This window comes from Rhizobium sp. WCS2018Hpa-16 (assembly GCF_031843705.1).
Classification (GTDB): domain Bacteria; phylum Pseudomonadota; class Alphaproteobacteria; order Rhizobiales; family Rhizobiaceae; genus Agrobacterium; species Agrobacterium tumefaciens_C.
On sequence record NZ_JAVTIX010000001.1, the window covers coordinates 121,638 to 139,072 of the forward strand.

At 56.5% G+C, this 17,435-nt stretch carries 19 protein-coding genes; 8 read left to right on the forward strand and 11 right to left on the reverse strand.

Annotation, left to right across the window (positions count from 1 at the left end; all coding sequences use genetic code 11):
* Positions 1-79: 79 nt before the first annotated feature.
* Both RQI55_RS00670 and RQI55_RS00675 read left to right on the forward strand, forming a co-directional pair.
* Positions 80-1,012: a VOC family protein gene (locus RQI55_RS00670; protein WP_042617472.1), complete on the forward strand. Its 933-nt coding sequence runs from the start codon at positions 80-82 to the stop codon at positions 1,010-1,012.
* A 61-nt stretch (positions 1,013-1,073) separates the two neighbouring features.
* On the forward strand, positions 1,074-1,685 hold the full coding sequence (locus RQI55_RS00675) for an alpha/beta hydrolase (RefSeq protein ID WP_243255179.1): 612 nt from the start codon (positions 1,074-1,076) through the stop codon (positions 1,683-1,685).
* 37 nt (positions 1,686-1,722) lie between these two features.
* Here RQI55_RS00675 and RQI55_RS00680 read toward each other — a convergent pair whose 3' ends face one another.
* The 3 genes from RQI55_RS00680 to RQI55_RS00690 form a co-directional block, all read right to left on the reverse strand.
* The gene (locus tag RQI55_RS00680; protein WP_042617470.1) at positions 1,723-2,307 is read right to left on the reverse strand and encodes a transglycosylase SLT domain-containing protein; all 585 of its coding nucleotides are present in this window, start codon (positions 2,305-2,307) and stop codon (positions 1,723-1,725) included.
* Positions 2,308-2,420: 113 nt separating this feature from the next.
* Positions 2,421-3,254, reverse strand: coding sequence for an RNA methyltransferase (locus RQI55_RS00685; RefSeq protein ID WP_243255180.1), 834 nt, complete (start codon positions 3,252-3,254; stop codon positions 2,421-2,423).
* Positions 3,244-3,624: a hypothetical protein gene (locus RQI55_RS00690; RefSeq protein WP_042617468.1), complete on the reverse strand. Its 381-nt coding sequence runs from the start codon at positions 3,622-3,624 to the stop codon at positions 3,244-3,246. The genes RQI55_RS00685 and RQI55_RS00690 overlap by 11 nt, the downstream gene beginning before the upstream one ends.
* Before the next feature lie 39 nt (positions 3,625-3,663).
* Here RQI55_RS00690 and RQI55_RS00695 point away from each other — a divergent pair, with 39 nt between their 5' ends.
* Entirely contained in the window at positions 3,664-4,686 is a 1,023-nt protein-coding gene (locus RQI55_RS00695; protein WP_311272341.1) for an RluA family pseudouridine synthase, read from the forward strand.
* 300 nt (positions 4,687-4,986) lie between these two features.
* The gene (gene rpoH, locus RQI55_RS00700; RefSeq protein WP_042617466.1) at positions 4,987-5,889 is read left to right on the forward strand and encodes an RNA polymerase sigma factor RpoH; all 903 of its coding nucleotides are present in this window, start codon (positions 4,987-4,989) and stop codon (positions 5,887-5,889) included.
* An 88-nt stretch (positions 5,890-5,977) separates the two neighbouring features.
* Here the strand turns inward: rpoH and RQI55_RS00705 are convergent, their stop codons facing one another.
* Entirely contained in the window at positions 5,978-8,218 is a 2,241-nt protein-coding gene (locus RQI55_RS00705; protein ID WP_311272340.1) for a hypothetical protein, read from the reverse strand.
* A gap of 70 nt (positions 8,219-8,288) precedes the next feature.
* A complete protein-coding gene (locus RQI55_RS00710) occupies positions 8,289-9,587 on the reverse strand; it encodes an adenylosuccinate synthase (RefSeq protein ID WP_243255183.1) in 1,299 nt (432 codons plus the stop codon).
* Positions 9,588-9,805: 218 nt separating this feature from the next.
* Between RQI55_RS00710 and RQI55_RS00715 the strand changes: the two genes are divergently transcribed.
* Positions 9,806-10,693 carry a DMT family transporter gene (locus tag RQI55_RS00715; protein WP_192064326.1) on the forward strand — a complete coding sequence of 296 codons (888 nt, stop codon included), beginning with the start codon at positions 9,806-9,808 and terminating at the stop codon, positions 10,691-10,693.
* A gap of 41 nt (positions 10,694-10,734) precedes the next feature.
* Here the strand turns inward: RQI55_RS00715 and RQI55_RS00720 are convergent, their stop codons facing one another.
* The 3 genes from RQI55_RS00720 to RQI55_RS00730 all read right to left on the reverse strand — a co-directional run bounded on the left by RQI55_RS00720 (position 10,735) and on the right by RQI55_RS00730 (position 13,040).
* The gene (locus RQI55_RS00720) at positions 10,735-10,974 is read right to left on the reverse strand and encodes a hypothetical protein (protein ID WP_192064325.1); all 240 of its coding nucleotides are present in this window, start codon (positions 10,972-10,974) and stop codon (positions 10,735-10,737) included.
* Between the two features lie 203 nt (positions 10,975-11,177).
* Entirely contained in the window at positions 11,178-12,290 is a 1,113-nt protein-coding gene (locus tag RQI55_RS00725; RefSeq protein WP_243255184.1) for a hypothetical protein, read from the reverse strand.
* Between the two features lie 153 nt (positions 12,291-12,443).
* On the reverse strand, positions 12,444-13,040 hold the full coding sequence (locus RQI55_RS00730) for a DUF1134 domain-containing protein (protein ID WP_042617461.1): 597 nt from the start codon (positions 13,038-13,040) through the stop codon (positions 12,444-12,446).
* A 148-nt stretch (positions 13,041-13,188) separates the two neighbouring features.
* On the opposite strand from RQI55_RS00730, the gene chpT reads away from it, so the two are divergent.
* On the forward strand, positions 13,189-13,839 hold the full coding sequence (gene chpT, locus RQI55_RS00735; RefSeq protein ID WP_192064323.1) for a histidine phosphotransferase ChpT: 651 nt from the start codon (positions 13,189-13,191) through the stop codon (positions 13,837-13,839).
* A gap of 64 nt (positions 13,840-13,903) precedes the next feature.
* On the opposite strand, the gene RQI55_RS00740 is transcribed toward chpT, so the two are convergent.
* Both RQI55_RS00740 and ctrA read right to left on the reverse strand, forming a co-directional pair.
* On the reverse strand, positions 13,904-14,419 hold the full coding sequence (locus tag RQI55_RS00740; protein WP_311272339.1) for a GNAT family N-acetyltransferase: 516 nt from the start codon (positions 14,417-14,419) through the stop codon (positions 13,904-13,906).
* A 99-nt stretch (positions 14,420-14,518) separates the two neighbouring features.
* Positions 14,519-15,223, reverse strand: a complete 705-nt coding sequence (ctrA, locus tag RQI55_RS00745; RefSeq protein WP_042617459.1) for a response regulator transcription factor CtrA — start codon at positions 15,221-15,223, stop codon at positions 14,519-14,521.
* 444 nt (positions 15,224-15,667) lie between these two features.
* Here ctrA and RQI55_RS00750 point away from each other — a divergent pair, with 444 nt between their 5' ends.
* Positions 15,668-16,018 carry a hypothetical protein gene (locus tag RQI55_RS00750; protein ID WP_042617458.1) on the forward strand — a complete coding sequence of 117 codons (351 nt, stop codon included), beginning with the start codon at positions 15,668-15,670 and terminating at the stop codon, positions 16,016-16,018.
* 222 nt (positions 16,019-16,240) lie between these two features.
* The gene (locus RQI55_RS00755) at positions 16,241-16,678 is read left to right on the forward strand and encodes a GFA family protein (protein WP_243255186.1); all 438 of its coding nucleotides are present in this window, start codon (positions 16,241-16,243) and stop codon (positions 16,676-16,678) included.
* Between the two features lie 153 nt (positions 16,679-16,831).
* Here RQI55_RS00755 and RQI55_RS00760 read toward each other — a convergent pair whose 3' ends face one another.
* On the reverse strand, positions 16,832-17,107 hold the full coding sequence (locus tag RQI55_RS00760) for a DUF1153 domain-containing protein (RefSeq protein ID WP_027675777.1): 276 nt from the start codon (positions 17,105-17,107) through the stop codon (positions 16,832-16,834).
* Positions 17,108-17,435: the final 328 nt, after the last annotated feature.

Sequence of the window (17,435 nt, forward strand, 5' to 3'; positions counted from 1 at the left end):
GCATGATCTGCACCATCTTGAGCCCATGAACGAAGGGTGACGCTGTTCCGCGCACCCATCCAGATTTGAGGGATCAAAAATGTTGAACCAGATCAAGGGCCTGCACCACGTCACGTCCATGGCTGCGAGTGCACGCGGCAACAACCACTTCTTCACCGATACGCTGGGTTTGCGCCGCGTAAAGAAGACAGTCAATTTCGATGCGCCAGACGTTTACCACCTCTACTATGGTGACGAGGTCGGTACGCCCGGCTCTGTCATGACCTATTTCCCGTTTCCGCATATTGCACGGGGCCGTCCCGGTACCGGCGAAGTGGGCACGACGCTGTTTTCCGTTCCGGAAGGTTCGCTTGGCTACTGGCAGGACCGTTTGGCCAAGGCCAATGTCGATGGACTGAAAGCCGATGAGGCTTTCGGCAACAAGCGTCTGCATTTTGCCGGGCCTGATGGTGATGGTTTCGCCATGGTCGAGGTGAAGGACGATGCGCGAGCGCAATGGACCGCCAATGGCGTCGGTGAAGATCAGGCGATCCGTGGCTTTCAGGGTGCGTCGCTGCGGCTTCAGGATGAAGGTGCAACGGCAGAACTGTTGAAGTTCATGGGCTATCAGGAAGTTGACCGGAAGGATGGTGTTTTGCGGTTGGGCATGCCCGGCGGCAATGGTGCCGATGTCATCGATATCGAAACCATGCCGAATATTTCAGGTGCGCGCCTTGGTGCAGGCTCTGTCCACCACCTCGCATTTGCGGTCGATAACCGCCAGACGCAGCTGGAAGTTCGCAAGGCGCTGATGGATACGGGCTATCAGGTCACGCCTGTGATCGACCGTGATTACTTCTGGGCGATCTATTTCCGCACGCCCGGTGGCGTTCTCTTTGAAATCGCCACCAACGAGCCCGGCTTTGACCGTGACGAGGATACGGCGCATCTGGGCGAAGCCCTGAAGCTGCCAAGTCAGCACGCGCATCTGCGCGCCACGCTGGAGCAGCATCTGGAGCCGCTGGAAAATTGATAGTTCGAAACAGCAGAAACGCTTGCGGCCTCAGCGCCGCAGGCTGTTTTGAGGAGTTTTTATGAGCAAGGATAGCTATTTCCACAAGGTGCGGCCCGGTGCACCGGGGCAGCCCGCTTTTTTCGTGTTTCACGGCACGGGTGGCGATGAGAACCAGTTCTTCGACTTCGGTTCGCGACTGTTGCCCAATGCGACGGTTGTTTCGCCACAGGGTGATGTCTCCGAATACGGCGCGGCCCGCTTCTTCCGCCGCACGGCAGAGGGCGTTTATGACATGGCGGATCTCGATCGTGCCACGAAGAAAATGGCGGAGTTCGTCGCAGCCAACCGCGATGCCCACGAGGCGGGGCTGGTGGTTGGTCTCGGCTTCTCGAACGGCGCGAATATTCTGGCCAATGTGCTGATCGAGTTTCCCGATCTGTTTGATGCGGCCGTGCTGATGCATCCGCTCATTCCATTTACGCCGAAGCCTGCACCCGCATCGTCATCACGCCGTCTGCTGATAACGGCGGGGGAGCGCGACCCGATCTGCCCAACTCCTTTGACCAACAAGCTGCGGGACTATTTCAAGGCGCAGGGCGGCGATGTGGACATGGAGTGGCATTCGGGCGGCCACGAAATACGATCCACCGAGATCGAGGCTGTCAGGGCGTTTATGACGCCCTATGTGTGACCGGCCCCGGCACTTCGCTTGGTAGAGGCTGCGGGTTCTACCGGTACCCGCAGTCCTGCAACTGCTTTTCATAGCGGATTGCCATGTTGGCAGAGCGGCGGGCGGCTTTCTGAATGGCGATATTGTCGCGCCACACGCCCTTGGAATATCCGGCATGGCCGGAATAATAGGCGAGGTAGAGATTGTAGGGATCGTTGAGAGCAATGCCGTTCTGACGGTTGCTCTTGGCGTGATACCAGCCAACGAAGTGGATTGCGTCGGTGAAATCGGTGCGGCTGGCATTCCAGCGTCCTGTTTCGCGCTGATAGACTTTCCACGTGCCATCCAGCGCCTGCGCATAGCCATAGGCGGTGGATTTGCGGCCCCACGGAATGAAGCCGAACAGCTTGTTGCGGGGCGGGCGGGCATAGGGCTGGAAGCTGGATTCGGTGTAGATGGTGGCCATCATGACCGGAACCGGCACGCCGAACTCCCGCTCAGCAGCCCGCGCATCTTTTTTCCAGTTGTTGAATACGCCGTCCCGCTGGTCAAAAATCGCACAGGCATTGGTAATCTGCGACGGTGCAGTCGCGCAACCAGCCAAGGCTACCAAAAGAAAAACGACGACAAATACGCCACGCATCGCGAAACCTCTCGTTCCGCCTATTACTAAATTGTAAATCTTAACGGTCGGTTTTGAGACAAGGTTAATGCAAATGCGCGCGATTAACGTATCGTTAGCATTTGGTCCGTGCCTCAGATGCGACCCATGGCAGCGGCCATCTGGTATAGAGCAAGGCCCGCAGCCGTTGCAGCATTGAGGCTATCAAGCTGCGGGGACTGGGAAATACGCGCCGTGTGAAACCGCGAGAGAACATCTGGCGGCAAGCCATCACCCTCTGTGCCAATCACCAATGCCATCCTGTTCGATGCCTTGATCTGGCGAATTTCCGTTGTGCCTGCCGGAGACAGGCTCCAGATGTCGAAGCCTTCTGCGGCCAGGGTTTCCAACATTTGAAGGGCAGCGCCCCCGCGGTGGTAAGGCACCGACAGTACGGACCCTACAGAGACACGCAGGGATTTTCGATAGAGCGGATCGCAGCAGGTGGAATCCAGGAAAACGGCATCTGCGTAAAAGGCTGCAGCATTGCGAAACATTGCGCCGAGATTATCGTGATTGGAAATGCCACAACCCGCCAGCACGAGCGAGGATTGCGGCAATTGGCCAAGGGTCACGCCCATGTCCCGGTCGCTCTTTCGCTTCCCCAGCGCCAGAATGCCCCGGTGCAGATGAAAACCGACAATCGCATCCAGCACCGATGCCTTCGCGACATAGATCGGGACATCGGATGGAAACTCGCAAAGAATATCGGCGACGCCTGCCAGACGGTTTTCGAGGATGAGAATGCTTTCCGCCTCGAAATCACGGCCAGCCTTGTGGGCTGCTGCCAGCATGCGCAGCACGACAGTGCCCTCCACGATGAAGCGTCCCTGTCTGCCCGTCAGATCACGCTCACGGATATCTTTGAAATCCGCGATGCGAGGGTCGTCTGCGTCGGTTATTGGCGTTAGCGCGAGATCACCTTGCATCGATGGTGATATCAGCCACGAAACGACCTGCCTGAATGTTGAAGACCAGCGCCTTGCGCGTGCCATTGGCCAGGCGTCCGTAAAACAGCATGTCGCCGTTGGCGAACGAGACGTTCTCGATGGCGAAGCCCTGCGGCAGGCTGGCGGTGGCGGCAACCGGCGCATCGGAGGGAACGGTGGTCGTCGCAGTTGTTGTCGTGGTCTTAGACGGGCCGACGGCCTTATAGACAACTGCGCCGAAGACAGCCATAAGGCTGATAAACATCACGGAGCCCGACACGATCTGCAACCGGATCATCTTGCGCCGAACTTTTTCCATGGCCGGGTCTAGCGGCTGGTCGTCCTGTTCGGCTTGCTCGATCTGCGTCATCGGGATCCTTGGATATTGTTGAGTGATCGGAAAATAAGAATGAACGACCCCTTTAAACAAGGCGGAGACGCAAGGAAAGTCCTGATTGCCGGCGAAGATGCCGAAGGCCGTATCGACGCGTGGTTGGCAGCCGAGGTCGGTGGCGATCTTTCACGCAGCCGCATCAAGGCGCTGATCGAGCAGGGGGCGGTTTTTCTCAATGAAAAAGCCGTGACCGAGCCGAAGAAGAAGGTGCAGCCGGGCGACCGCATTGAGATTACCATGCCGGAGCCAGAAGATCCCGAACCAAAGGGTGAAGATATTCCGCTTGAGGTGGAATATGAGGACGAGGATCTGATCGTTCTGCTGAAGCCTGCGGGCCTTGTTGTGCATCCCGGTGCTGGTAACTGGACGGGCACGCTGGTCAACGCGCTCATTCACCATTGCGGCGACAGCCTTTCCGGCATTGGCGGCGTAAAGCGCCCCGGAATCGTCCACCGTCTGGACAAGGAAACCAGCGGCGTCATGGTCGTTGCCAAGAACGACAATGCGCATCGCAAGCTTGCGGCACAATTTGCCGATCACGGTCGCACCGGACCGTTGGAGCGCGCCTATAAGGCCATTGTCTGGGGTCGCCCCAAAACCTTGCGAGGTACGATTGATGCAGCACTTGGGCGCGGGGCAGATCGCACCAAGCGCGCCGTCAAGCGTGAGGATACAGATGATGCGCGCGAAGCGATCACCCATTATGAGGTGATAGAGCGTTATCATGAAAAGCCGGATGCGACATGCCTTGCTTCCCTCGTGGAATGCCGCCTTGAGACCGGGCGCACGCACCAGATCCGTGTTCACATGGCGCATATCGGGCATCCGCTGATCGGTGATCCCGAATATGGAGCCGCCTTCCGCACGAAATCCAACCTTTTGCCTGATGAGGCGAAGGAAGTGGTCAACCGGTTTTCAAGGCAAGCTCTGCATGCCTATCTTCTGGCTTTCGAGCATCCACGGACCGGCGAGGTCATGGAGTTCGAAACCGATATGCCTGACGATATGGCAGAACTGGCACAGGCACTTCGCGGCTGAAAAAAACGATATTTGAGCGTTGTACAGTTGCGCAACTCCCCAAGGCGGGAGCGGCGCACCTGCTTTTGCGTGGGCGCAGAGTTGCCGCTTGGCGAAAAATGCGGAACGAATTCATCTCTGCGCCGTTTGCATGGCAACGGGTCAGGTAATTTTATAACGCTGCTGTGATCCGCGACGGCTTGAAACGCGTATTTTCAATACATATTTGGTACATGGGTTCGTGCGGGGTTGGAGTTCGACACGCAAATTTGGTTTGCCTGAAAAGGGAGCCAGCCCGGAACAACGATAAGGGGGTGCTTTATGGCCCGCAACAGTTTGCCATCGATTACAGCCGGCGAAGCCGGTCTGAACCGCTATCTCGATGAGATCCGCAAGTTTCCAATGCTGGAGCCGCAAGAGGAATATATGCTCGGCAAGCGTTACGCCGAACATGGGGACCGCGATGCAGCGCATCGGCTGGTAACCAGCCACCTCCGTCTCGTCGCGAAAATCGCAATGGGCTACCGTGGCTATGGCCTGCCTATCGGCGAAGTTGTTTCCGAGGGCAATGTGGGTCTGATGCAGGCGGTCAAGAAATTTGATCCCGAGCGCGGCTTCCGCCTTGCGACCTATGCGATGTGGTGGATCAAGGCGTCCATTCAGGAATATATCCTTCGTTCGTGGTCGCTGGTGAAAATGGGCACCACGGCGAACCAGAAGCGCCTGTTCTTCAATCTGCGTCGCCTGAAGGGTAAAATTCAGGCTATCGATGAAGGCGATCTGAAACCAGAGCACGTTACCGAGATTGCGACCAAGCTTCAGGTTTCTGAGGAAGAAGTCATCTCCATGAACCGTCGCCTCCACGGCGATGCGTCACTCAACGCGCCTATTCGCGCTGCGGAGGGTGAAGCAGGCCAGTGGCAGGATTGGTTGGTGGACGACCACGAAAGCCAGGAAACCGTGCTCATCCAGCAGGATGAGCTGGAAACCCGTCGTCGCATGCTGGCGAAGGCCATGGGCGTTCTAAACGAGCGTGAGCGCCGCATCTTTGAAGCACGCCGTCTTTCCGAAGAGCCGGTGACGCTGGAAGACCTGTCCACAGAGTTCGACATCAGCCGCGAGCGCGTTCGCCAGATCGAAGTTCGTGCCTTTGAAAAGGTGCAGGAAGCCGTTCAGAAAGAAGCGCTTGAAGCTGCAAAGGCGCTGCGTGTGGTCGACGCGTAACCCACTCTTCATATTCATTTCCATCAATCAAAAGGCCCCGAATGTTTCCATTCGGGGCCTTTTTGTATTGTGTGATGATGATCGCGCGTTACTGGTTGGTCGCGGGAACTGCCGCGCTCCATTCACGCAACGCCGTGTCGAATGCGGCCTTGCCATCAGCACCCTTTTGAAGGGTCAGCAAGGCGCGGCGACCATTGCGGTAAGATACCGGAATGTCGATCCAGTCGCGGGTGCGCATCAGCTCCAGATTGGTCTTCAACGCATCCGGGAAATCGTTCAGCGCGATCATGTGGAAATCGTCGGTGATCTTTGCCGGTACGGCGATCAGCGCGTTTCCACGATCCTGCTCCGTGCTCTTCATGGCGATGCGCTGGACGCTGTCGATTGCGCCGCCTTCAAAGCCTGCACCCACCGAGAATACGATCTCGACCAGATGGCTGGCGGGCAGCGACGGGTCTGTGTTGCGCTTGAAGGTGATCAATGCGCTCAGGCCACGTCCTGGAATGGTGATCTGACCCTGCACGGTGGCGGAAGGCTTGCCATTCGCATCCGCTTCATTTTGCAGGCCCCAGGAGACGGTGCCTTCAATGGCTGTTGGCACGGTCTGGCCCAGCACTTCCTCATAGAGGAACATGCGATGGCCAGATGCGGCAGCTGCTGCCTGTGGGACGGTCGCCTGTCCGGCTGGAGCTGTCGTCGCGCCCGTTGTCGCTTGTGGCGTCTGAGCGGAGGCGTCAGGCGCCGCTTCGGTCTGCTGGTAGACAGACTGGCCTTCGGCGGTTACTGGCTGGCCGTTGGCTCCAGGGCCTGCGCCATCATCCTTTTCGGTGCCATCAGCAAGAAGACGCTGTGTGTATTTCGTGCCCGTAACAGAGCCATCATCAGCTGCCTGCGGTGCGGTGGATGACGCTGGCTGCTGGCCGGTCGTACCGGTCTGCGCCGCCGGTGTGCTTGTTGCAGGCGTGCTGGCTGGCGCGGAGGCCGTTTCTGTCGGCGTTTGCGTTGCCGTGCCTGTGCCGTTCTGAGCCGATTGCACCAGGCCGCCGACCATGTCGTTCAGCGCATCGCGATTGGTCCAAAGAGCATAGGCGCCGCCTGCCAAAAGCACGACGCCGCACAGGCCAAGAACCATGCCCGAATAGTTACGCTTGCGTTTTTTCTGCGTTCTGTAAGCAGACGCTGGGATGCCGTCGGCCGCTATGCCTGAGCCGAAATCATCGTTTCTGGCATTGTTCGATACGTTACCAGACGTGCCGTCATAGCCGATCAGCTCTTCCAGATCGTCCCATGGGGTACGCTCCGCATCGTCCTTCTTAGGCGTCTGTGGTGCGAAAGGATCTTCATCGGCGCGCGGCAGGCCTGGGGTGGATTTTGCCGTCAGGTCAAGCGATGTGTCCTGGAAATAGGTGGAGTAATCTTCGACGACAGCAGGGGGCTGCTTTGGTGCACTCGTCTGCTGGTCTTGATGCCGCTGATCTTCATCGGCAAAGGTCGGAGCCTCGCCAAAGTGGATCTCGTCGTGGCGCGTCTCAACCCGCTGATCCTCTGCGACGGCATCCTGATAATAGGGTGACGGGGAGGAGTAGCTAGCATCATAGGGCTGCGCAATATTGGCGTGGAAGACATCGCTGTCATCCGAAGGGCGGGCCGGTTCCCGGTGAAGGTCTTCGTCCGCCTGATGAAGTGTGTCTTCATGCGGATAGGTTTCACGATCGTCGGCAGGCGTATCCTGTCCAACCCAGTTCTCGTGGGCGTGATCCTCCGGTTCGCCAGCAACAGGCTCGACTTCGACCTGAGGCGGGGTGAAGCGTGTTACTTCCGTGGCCGTCGTGAAATAGGTTGGCGCTTCCGGTTCACGGCTCACATAGTCAACGACTGGCTCGGCATAGTGTTCTTCGGCTTCCGGTTCGTCGTGATATGTCTCGGGCTCAACGGGAGCGGGCTCTACCGGTGCGTAGACCGGCTGCTCTTCTGGAGCTGCGGGCTTCTCATAGGCACGCTGCTCCTCGGCGACGGTTTCCTCATAATAGGGCGAGGAGACATCAGGCGTTGGCGGGGCAGCAACGGGTGCTGCCACCGCTTCGGCGTAATCTTCATCGTCCTCAACGGCGGGAAGCGCCTCGGCGTAGTCACCCTCAACCTCGGCAATGGCTGTGTCCAGCTTCAGAATCTGCCGCTTTAGCAGTTCTTCGGGTGGACGCGGCTTCATGTTCTCAAGCTGGCGCACGACAGCGCTCCGCGCTTTGTCGTACACCTTTGCCCGGTTTTCAGGAGTATTGTTCGCCAAGCCATCCACGGCCTTGCGAATGACTGCTACAAAATCCGCCATAAGCACTTTCTCGTCGAGGCCAATGACGTTCTGGCCTGATATGGTTTACCAAACATGATCGTTGAGGACATTAGTCCTCAAACGGATCAGTCACAAGTATGGTGTCATCCCGCTCGGGGCTGGTGGATAGAAGCGCAACAGGCGCTCCGATCAACTCCTCGACCTGGCGGACATATTTGATAGCTTGAGCAGGCAAATCCGCCCATTTGCGGGCGCCGACTGTGGATTCTTTCCAACCTTCAAGCGTGATGTAGATGGGCTCGACGCGTGCCTGTGCGCCCTGGCTTGCCGGAAGATGCTCGATCTCCTGACCGTCCAGCTTGTAGCCGACGCAGATCTTCAATTCTTCCAGACCATCGAGAACATCGAGCTTCGTCAGCGCAATGCCGGTGATGCCATTGGTAGCAACGGACTGGCGAACCAGTGCAGCGTCAAACCAGCCGCAACGGCGCTTGCGGCCTGTTACCGTGCCAAACTCATGGCCTTTTTCGCCAAGGAACTGGCCGACTTCATCGTGCAGTTCCGTCGGGAAGGGGCCTTCGCCAACGCGTGTCGTATAGGCTTTGGTGATGCCGAGTATATAGCCGAGCGAGCCCGGACCCATGCCCGAACCGGCAGAGGCTTGACCAGCCACCGTGTTGGACGAGGTGACATAGGGATATGTGCCATGGTCGATATCGAGCAGCGAGCCCTGCGCACCTTCAAACAGGATGCGTTCGCCAGCGCGGCGCTTCTTGTCGAGCAGAAGCCATACGGTTTCGCTGAACGGCAGGATCTTGTCTGCGACCGATGTCAGTTCTTCCATGATGGTTTCATGAGAGACTTCCGCAGCGCCGAAGCCGCGACGTAGCGCGTTGTGGTGGGTCAGAATACGATCGACCTTGGCGGAAAGAGCATCCTTGTCTTCCAGATCCATGACGCGAATGGCGCGGCGGCCAACCTTGTCTTCGTATGCCGGGCCGATACCTCGACGGGTCGTGCCAATCTTGGTGCCGCTGTTGGAGGCGGCGTCTTCGCGCATGCCATCCAGCTCGCGGTGCAGCGAGAGGATAAGGGTTGCGTTGTCGGCAATCCGCAGGTTCTGCGGCGTGACCTTCACACCCTGAGCGTCCAGACGTCCGATTTCTGCGATCAGCGCGTGCGGGTCGACGACGACGCCGTTGCCGATAACGGCGAGCTTGCCGGGGCGCACCACGCCAGAGGGCAAAAGCGACAACTTATAGCTGACGCCATCAATGACGAGCGTATGACCTGCGTTATGACCACCCTGGTAGCGCACGACGACGTCTGCGCGCTCCGAAAGCCAATCAACGATCTTACCCTTGCCTTCATCGCCCCACTGCGAGCCGACCACCACGACATTCGTCATTTCTTGCTTTCCTGCTCCTGGCGCTGAAACGCCCCTTACTAAAACCCGCGAATGTATACTGCGTTGTTTTGCGGAAAGCGACCCTGTTTATGGGGAGAATCCTTGTTTTTCCGGCACAATTCGGTTTCGGGGCGCTATCCTTGTCCCGATCCCTCCTTGCGGAACGCGAATCGGCGGTGCAGAACAGCGGCGGTTGTTGATCTGAAAGTCGAAATTCCGTGTCATCCAGAGCCTATCTCGTTTTGATCATTGCCACACTGTGCTGGGGCGGTAACGCCGTGGCGGGAAAGCTGGCGGTTGGACATGTCAGCCCTATGGTTCTGACATTTCTGCGGTGGGCCATAGCTGTCGCCGTGATAACCGCCATTTCCCTGCCGCACCTGCGCCGCGACTGGCCGGTTGTAAAAACGCGGTTGCCCTATTTTTTCGCTTTGGGTGCCGTGGGCTACACATGTTTCAACGCCACGCTCTACACCGCGCTGAAACATACATCGGCCATCAATGTTGCCGTCATTCAGGCTGGCATTCCCATGGTCATATTTGCGCTGAACTTCGCGCTATTCCGCACGCGGATTTTCGCGGGCCAGATCATCGGTTTCATTTTGACCATTACGGGTGTGTCGCTTCTTGCCTCCCACGGTGACCTCTTGTCACTGTTGCACCTCGACATGAACATTGGCGACGCCATCATGCTTCTCGCGGTTCTGTCCTATGCCATCTATACCGTGATGTTGCGCTGGAAGCCTGTTGTTAACTGGCGCACGCTGATGGCTATTCCGGCCATGGCCGCCTTGGTGTCGTCGGTTCCGCTGCTGTTGTGGGAAGTTTCGCAGGAGGCGGCCCAGTGGCCGGACGCAAAAGGCTGGGTGATAACGGTTTACACCGCGCTGTTTGCGTCTCTCGTCGCGCAGATCTTCTTCATCATGGGTGTTGAGCGTATCGGGCCCAACCGTGCGGGGCTTTTCATCAATCTCATCCCGGTGTTTGGCACGTTTTTGTCTGTGCTCATCCTTGGAGAGATACTGCACCCCTACCAGCTGATTGCCTTGCTGCTGACGCTGACAGGCATAGCCGTTGCAGAAAGAAAAAAACCGCCGGTTCCATGAGGAAACGGCGGCAAGTTGGTCATGTTTTCAAAAATGCGTGGTCAGTTGGCCGCTAGCGACTGATCGAACCCAGCGAAATAATCATCCAGTGCTGATCTCATCTGAGAGGCCGCCAGATCGAGCGTGCAGGCGCTGCCAACAGGCGCGACAGCTGCAACGACGTTTCGTTCGATAGACATAAATCCGCGGGCAAATCCGCCGGGGCCTGCCGCTTCAGCGTGGCTTGCAACAGACGCGATAACGATGCCACAGATGGCGGCAGCAAAGAGTTTCTTCAGCATTGTCATACCCCGTTTTTGCGTCGGCCAGCTTGGTGCCGGTCTTGTCCACTTTGTTCTGTCGGCGCCAGAGGCTTTGCGTCTGGGCCAGTGATGACGACATTACAGGGCGGGCTTTTCAGGGGCTTTAAACAGATAGCTACAATTTTATCCGTTGTTATTTTTAATGCGAACAATCTCGATTTTTCTTCGAGAGGTCAAAGCGGTCAGCTGTTTTGTTGAGCCACAAGGTCGCTGGCGCGGCTTGCCAGGTTCTTACGACCCGTTTGGCTGGATGCCGCAGCGATCATGGATGGGATGGGAGAGGCGCTGCCTTCCTGAGCCATGGTCAGCGCGATCATGCGTGCGGCGATCTGCGAGATTTCCCGGCGAATCGCTTCGTCATTGCCGCTGCCTCGGCTGTTGAGCAATCGCTCGGTCAAAGCCGTGCCCTGGTTGCGAATATCCTCGATTTCGCGGGCGATCTTCTCCGGTGAGGCTGCTTTGGTGCTTGGTGCCACAACGGCTGCGGCTGCGGCAACCACAGTTGGTTCCGGGGCTGCAGGCTTTGCGGTGTTTTCCATGAGCGCCTTCAGCCTTGCAGCTTCCTGTGTGCGGCGCTCTAGCAGCAGCTCCTTGTCGGCGTGGCGCGCGGCTTCCTGGGCGAGCTGCTCTTCCAGCCGCGCGACCTTGCGGCTTTCGCGGTTAACATTGCTGGACAGTTCGCGGTTTCTGGAAGTCACTTCATCAAGTTCTTTTGTCAGCGCTTCCCGCTCATTGCGCCACGAGGCGGCTTTATGCCTCGCTTGTTCAACTTCCAGATCCCGGGCAGACAGGGCGATCTTCAGATCGTCAAATTCGCGGGAAATGGCGCTGATGCGCTTGGTGAGGCCGGAAATTTCCTGCGTGCGGGAAATGGCGGTTTCCTCGGCGTCGCTCAAAGCTGATTTCAGCCGGGCTGCCGTATCTTCATGCCGACGCGCTTTGGCGCGCAGATCGCTGGCTTCCAGCCGCATCTGTTCCAGTTCGGATGTCAGTTCACGGGTTTCGTTCAGCAATTTGCCTGCTTCGTCCAACGCACCAGCATTACGAAATTTCAGGGAAAGAGCTTTTTCACGCTCGGCATCCAGTTCCTGGCGGGTGCGGGCGTTCTCTGCCGCGTATAAAGCGCGGGCCATGTCCTTTTGCGCACGCACTTCCTGCGGGCTGATCGGCATCGTGGCGCGCAGGCGCTTTTCCGTATAGACGACGATGCGGCGATGGATCGCGGGTGCCATCAGCGAAACAAGGAGAATGGCGGTGAGAAAACCCAGGCCGAAAAGAAGTGAGTACTCGATCACGCAGCGCGTCTCCATACGAAATACAGTGCCGGAAACCGTCTAGGTCGTTCATATCCCGGTCTATTCCATCGGCGCTATGTCTTGCACGCCAATCTTGCGTCAGGCCTTATACCAGGTGCGATGGCGTTTCTGCCAGCCGCAGAGTCATGCCACTCAGAACGGGTTCCACGTCGGCTGTGGGGTCAGTTTCAGGTAGCCGACATTGATGCCAAGACGGGCGCCGATACCGGTTCTGATTGGCGCAATGGTCACATCGCTGTTTTTCAACACGGTCATGCCCACGCCAGCAACGATGAAAGCGGAACCGCTGACGCCACCATAACGGCGGTACAGAGAGTTCACCGCAGGCAGGTTATAGACAAGCATCATGGCGCGTGTGCCTTGGCCACCATAGTCCAGACCGAGCGAGGGGCCCTGCCAGAACACGGGGTGCTGACCGGCATTCTTGGTGTAGAGCTGGCCTTCGCCATAGGTCAGGCCTGCGACGAACGCGCCTGAGCCTTCCTGACCCAGAATATAACCATTGGGCAGGCCATATTGCTGGAATGCACGTTCAACGACCTTGGCCAGTCCGCCCGTCGTTTCGCCAAAGAACCCATGTCCGGCGTCAACAATTTCCTGTAGGGAATATTGGTCGCTGCTTTGGGCAGAGGCTTGCGCGGCACACACGAAAAGGCTCGTGAACGCCAAGAAAATTCTGAAGAGTCCGAGGCGTGCGATGGTGCGGAGTTCAGTCAGTCGCATCTTCAATTCCGTCCGTCTGTTTCGTTCGTTTTGCCCTGTTAAGACATTTGGCATTTTGAAACCATGATATTAACAATCGGTTTACCAAATATGGTGTCATTATGGCTTAATAATTTCCACACCGTCCGCGCAGCCTTGCGCAGGAGAAAATTTTATGACGAGCAAACCGAATCTGACGCTGTCCGGCCCCGATCTTGCGGCGCTGCTGTGCAGTCGCGTCTGCCATGATGTGATTTCGCCTGTTGGTGCAATCAACAACGGGCTGGAGCTGCTGGATGAGGGCGGTTCGGACGAAGACGCGCTGGACCTGATCCGTACCTCGGCGCTCAATGCCTCGGTCCGCCTCAAATTCGCCCGTCTGGCATTCGGTGCATCCGGTTCAGCCGGAGCGTCCATCGATACGGGCGAGGCCGAAAAGGCTGCCAAGGACTTCGCCGCCGCTGAAAAGAAGGCCGAGGTAAGCTGGACAGGCCCACGCGCCATCATTCCGAAGAACCGCGTGAAGATGCTGCTCAATCTCTTCCTCGTGGCCTATAGCGCCATTCCACGTGGGGGCAATGTCGATATCGTTCTGGAAAACCCTGAAACCGATGCGCGATTCGAAATCACCGTCAAAGGCCGCATGATGCGCGTTCCGGCCAAGTTTGCCGCGATTTCGCAGGGTACAGAAGAAGAGGCGATCGATGCACATTCCGTGCAGCCTTACTACACGCTGCTGATGGCTGAAGAAGCCGGCATGAAAATTGGCTATGAAGCGCATGAAGACCGTATCGTCTTCACTGCATCCATGCTGGAAGCCGCTTAAATACCTTGCGCATGTGATAATTCGAACCGGGCGGCCCTGCGCTGCCCGGTTGTTCTGTTTCACATTATCTAGTCCGGCACTCCATCACCGCGTTCAGGTAGGCCTGATTGTCGATGCGAAAGTGCGTTTGGCCAGTCATCACAAATCCGTTGGCCCTGTAAAATTCCAGGGCGGCGCTATTCTCGGAATTGACCGCCAACCACACGGTTTCAATGTCCTTGGCAGCGCATATTGCCAGCGCTGCCTGCAAAAGGCGCTTGCCTATGCCCTTGCCATGGTGCCTCGGCTGGACATAAAGCGTCTTGATCTCAGTCTGTGTCTTGCTTGGGGACGGCGCGGGACTCTTAAAGGAAAGCCTTATAAAGCCGTCGATGCCATCCTCATTTTCGGAAACGATGAGATGGTCGTTGACGCTGCCAAGGATTGCTTCGAATTTTTCCGAGGTGAATTCGCGCAGCGCGTAATCGGCAAAGAATGCGTTCACGCCACGGCGCAGATAGGTGCCAATCCAGACTTCCAGTGAAATCGCGGCAAGGCTTGAAGCGTCTGACGGCAGGGCATCTCTGATTCTTAACGGCATCGTTCCACTCACCGAAGGCAATTGTGCTGAATGCTTACTCCAAAAACGAGAAAAACCGCCTTTGAGGGCGGTTTTCAGGGATCATGCCTGCGGGCGTAATCAAGCGGTTTCGAGATATTCCGTCGCGCCATCCGGCTCGCGCAGAACGTATCCACGGCCCCAGACGGTTTCGATGTAGTTCGCGCCGCCTGCAGCGTTTGCCAGCTTCTTGCGCAGCTTGCAGATGAAAACGTCGATGATTTTCAGTTCAGGCTCATCCATGCCGCCATAGAGATGGTTGAGGAACATTTCCTTGGTAAGCGTCGTACCCTTGCGAAGCGAAAGAAGCTCCAGCATCTGGTATTCCTTGCCCGTCAGGTGAACGCGCTGGCCGCCGACTTCCACAGTCTTGGCATCCAGATTGACGATCAGCTCGCCCGTGGAGATGACCGACTGGGCATGTCCCTTGGAGCGACGAACGATAGCGTGAATGCGAGCGACGAGCTCATCCTTGTGGAAAGGCTTCGTCATATAGTCGTCGGCGCCAAAGCCAAGGCCGCGAACCTTGTCTTCAATACCCGCCATGCCTGAGAGAATCAGGATCGGGGTCTTTACCTTGGACAGGCGAAGCGTTCTCAGAACCTCGTAGCCAGACATGTCGGGCAGGTTGAGGTCGAGCAGAATGATGTCGTAATCGTAGAGTTTTCCAAGATCTACACCTTCCTCTCCAAGATCGGTCGTATAGACATTGAAACTTTCCGACTTCAGCATCAGCTCAATGCTCTGAGCTGTTGCGCTGTCGTCTTCGATTAGTAGAACCCGCATAATTATCCCCTTTGCCGCCGCGGAAGGTAAATGATTGCCTTTTGCGCGATACGGATCCAGTCGTTGCCTGATTTGCAGGCTGCCACCAAATGGTTAACAAATTCTAATTACCTTTGGCAAGGTGCGAAGAATTTATTAAAATCTGGTTCCAGACTACTGTTTTTCAACGCGAATCCGCATCACCAAAATTGAATCATAACGTGAACAGATCCCGTTAAGTGACTCAATCGACTCCTACATTGTCGTTCCCGTGTTTTTTCGGGCTTGGCGTTTACCGACCTTTAAATGATCTGCCTTATCATTAACGATGCCCGTAAACGAAAGGTTAACAGCGTCGATTTTTTATTAACGTTGGGTAACTTTTAAGAATCATTCCGGCACATGCCTGGGTGAAGGGTCGGTTCCAGTTTTTACCGGGGTCTCGCTATCCACGGAGTATTGCGTATGAAGTCGCGTGACAGCCTAGTTCGCCTGAAGGAATTTCAGGTCAACGAAAAACGTCGTCAGTTGCAGCAGTTGCAGATGATGATGTCCGAATTCGAACGAATGGCCAAGGAATTGGTCCATCAGATTTCTCTGGAGGAGAGCAAATCAGGAATCACCGATCCGACACATTTCGCCTATCCGACCTTTGCCAAGGCTGCACGCCAGCGCGCAGATAATCTTCAGGTTTCCATCCGCGAACTGAAGATGCAGGAAGAAGCCGCCGAAGCCGTTCTGGAAGAAGTCCAGGCTGAATTCGAGCGGGCGACCGCGCTTGAAACACGAGACGTTGCTATTCGCGCTCGCGCGTGAGGAGGCTTCGAAATTAACGTCTTCATTGACGGTGGCCAGTGGATCAGGAGGCTGCTTTCAATGGCTGACGTTTGCCTATGTCGTCGGAACGTCATTGGATGTCCGGCGCTAATTGTCTTGAACGACACGAAAAATCACCGCTCCCTCGGGGGCGGTTTTTTTATGCGCCGTGATTTGGCGGCAGGGATCGGTTACAAACTGTAACAAAGGGAGGTCCGGCCAATGAAAGACTTAGCAGGAGTGGTGAAGGCGCAAAAAATAACGCGCGGATCATGTCTGTGCGGGCGGGTGAATTGGGAATTTCGCGGCGAGATTCCAGATGCAACGATCTGCAACTGTACCGCCTGTCGCCGTTACGGCGTTCTGTGGGCTTATGACTATGACGGCCACGGAATTTCACTAGAAGATCCGCATGAACAGCTCGTCGGCTATCAGCGCGAATCGAATGTTCTGTCGTTCAGATTCTGCAAAACCTGCGGCAATCTGGTCTCATGGCGCAGAACGAAAGCGGAGGAGGATGGGCGCGTCAGGGTTGCCGTGAATTTGCGGCTGGCTGAGCCTGCGGACGTCGCTGATATTCCGCTCGTCCGATATGAGGGTTTGCAAAGCCACAAGGATTTGCCGTCTGATGGGCGAACCGTGACAGACGTCTGGTTCTGAGCCAGGTCTAAGTCCGACATCGCCAAGAGCGGGAAATTGCTCTTGGCTAACCTGTGCTTCGAAAACAAATCAGCGCCACACATTCCCTTTCATTTCAGGGAATGGTGACGCTTGATCCTGTCGATGACGCCCTCTAAAAGAAGACGGCGCAAACTAGTGGCGGTATTGCTGGATACGAGTGGTGCGCAGACCTGCAAGGCCGTGGTCACTGATGGATGACTGCCAGGAGAGGAATTCCTCTACTGTCAGTGTATATCGTTCGCAGGCTTCCTCGAGGCTTAACAGTCCTCCTCGTACCGCGGCGACAACCTCTGCTTTTCGCCTGATGACCCAGCGGCGCGTGTCCGCGGGGGGCAAGTCGGCAATCGTCAAAGGGCTGCCATCGGGGCCGATGACATATTTAACTCGTGGGCGTATCATTTCGGTCATTGGACACTCTACACAAACTCAAGACCATATTTGATGCACTTTAGGACCGTACCTTTAAAAATTACCTAAGCTGCTTGAGAGAATTTGTTAAGAATTTGAATGGTTTCGCCTGATTTGTTCGAGCTTTGCTGGATTCTTGCGCCCAAAAGAAAAATTCATTTTGTCGCTTTTTCTGCCATTTTTTATGAATCTCATTTCGTGAGGAATTCATAATATAAGTATTTTGGCGTGAATCCGGTGATATCGCGTCTTGGAAGGCCGGGTCCAGATGTTGATGGGCAGGTTCACCTGCCGCCGACCTTGATCCGGCGACAGGTGTTGGGAAATG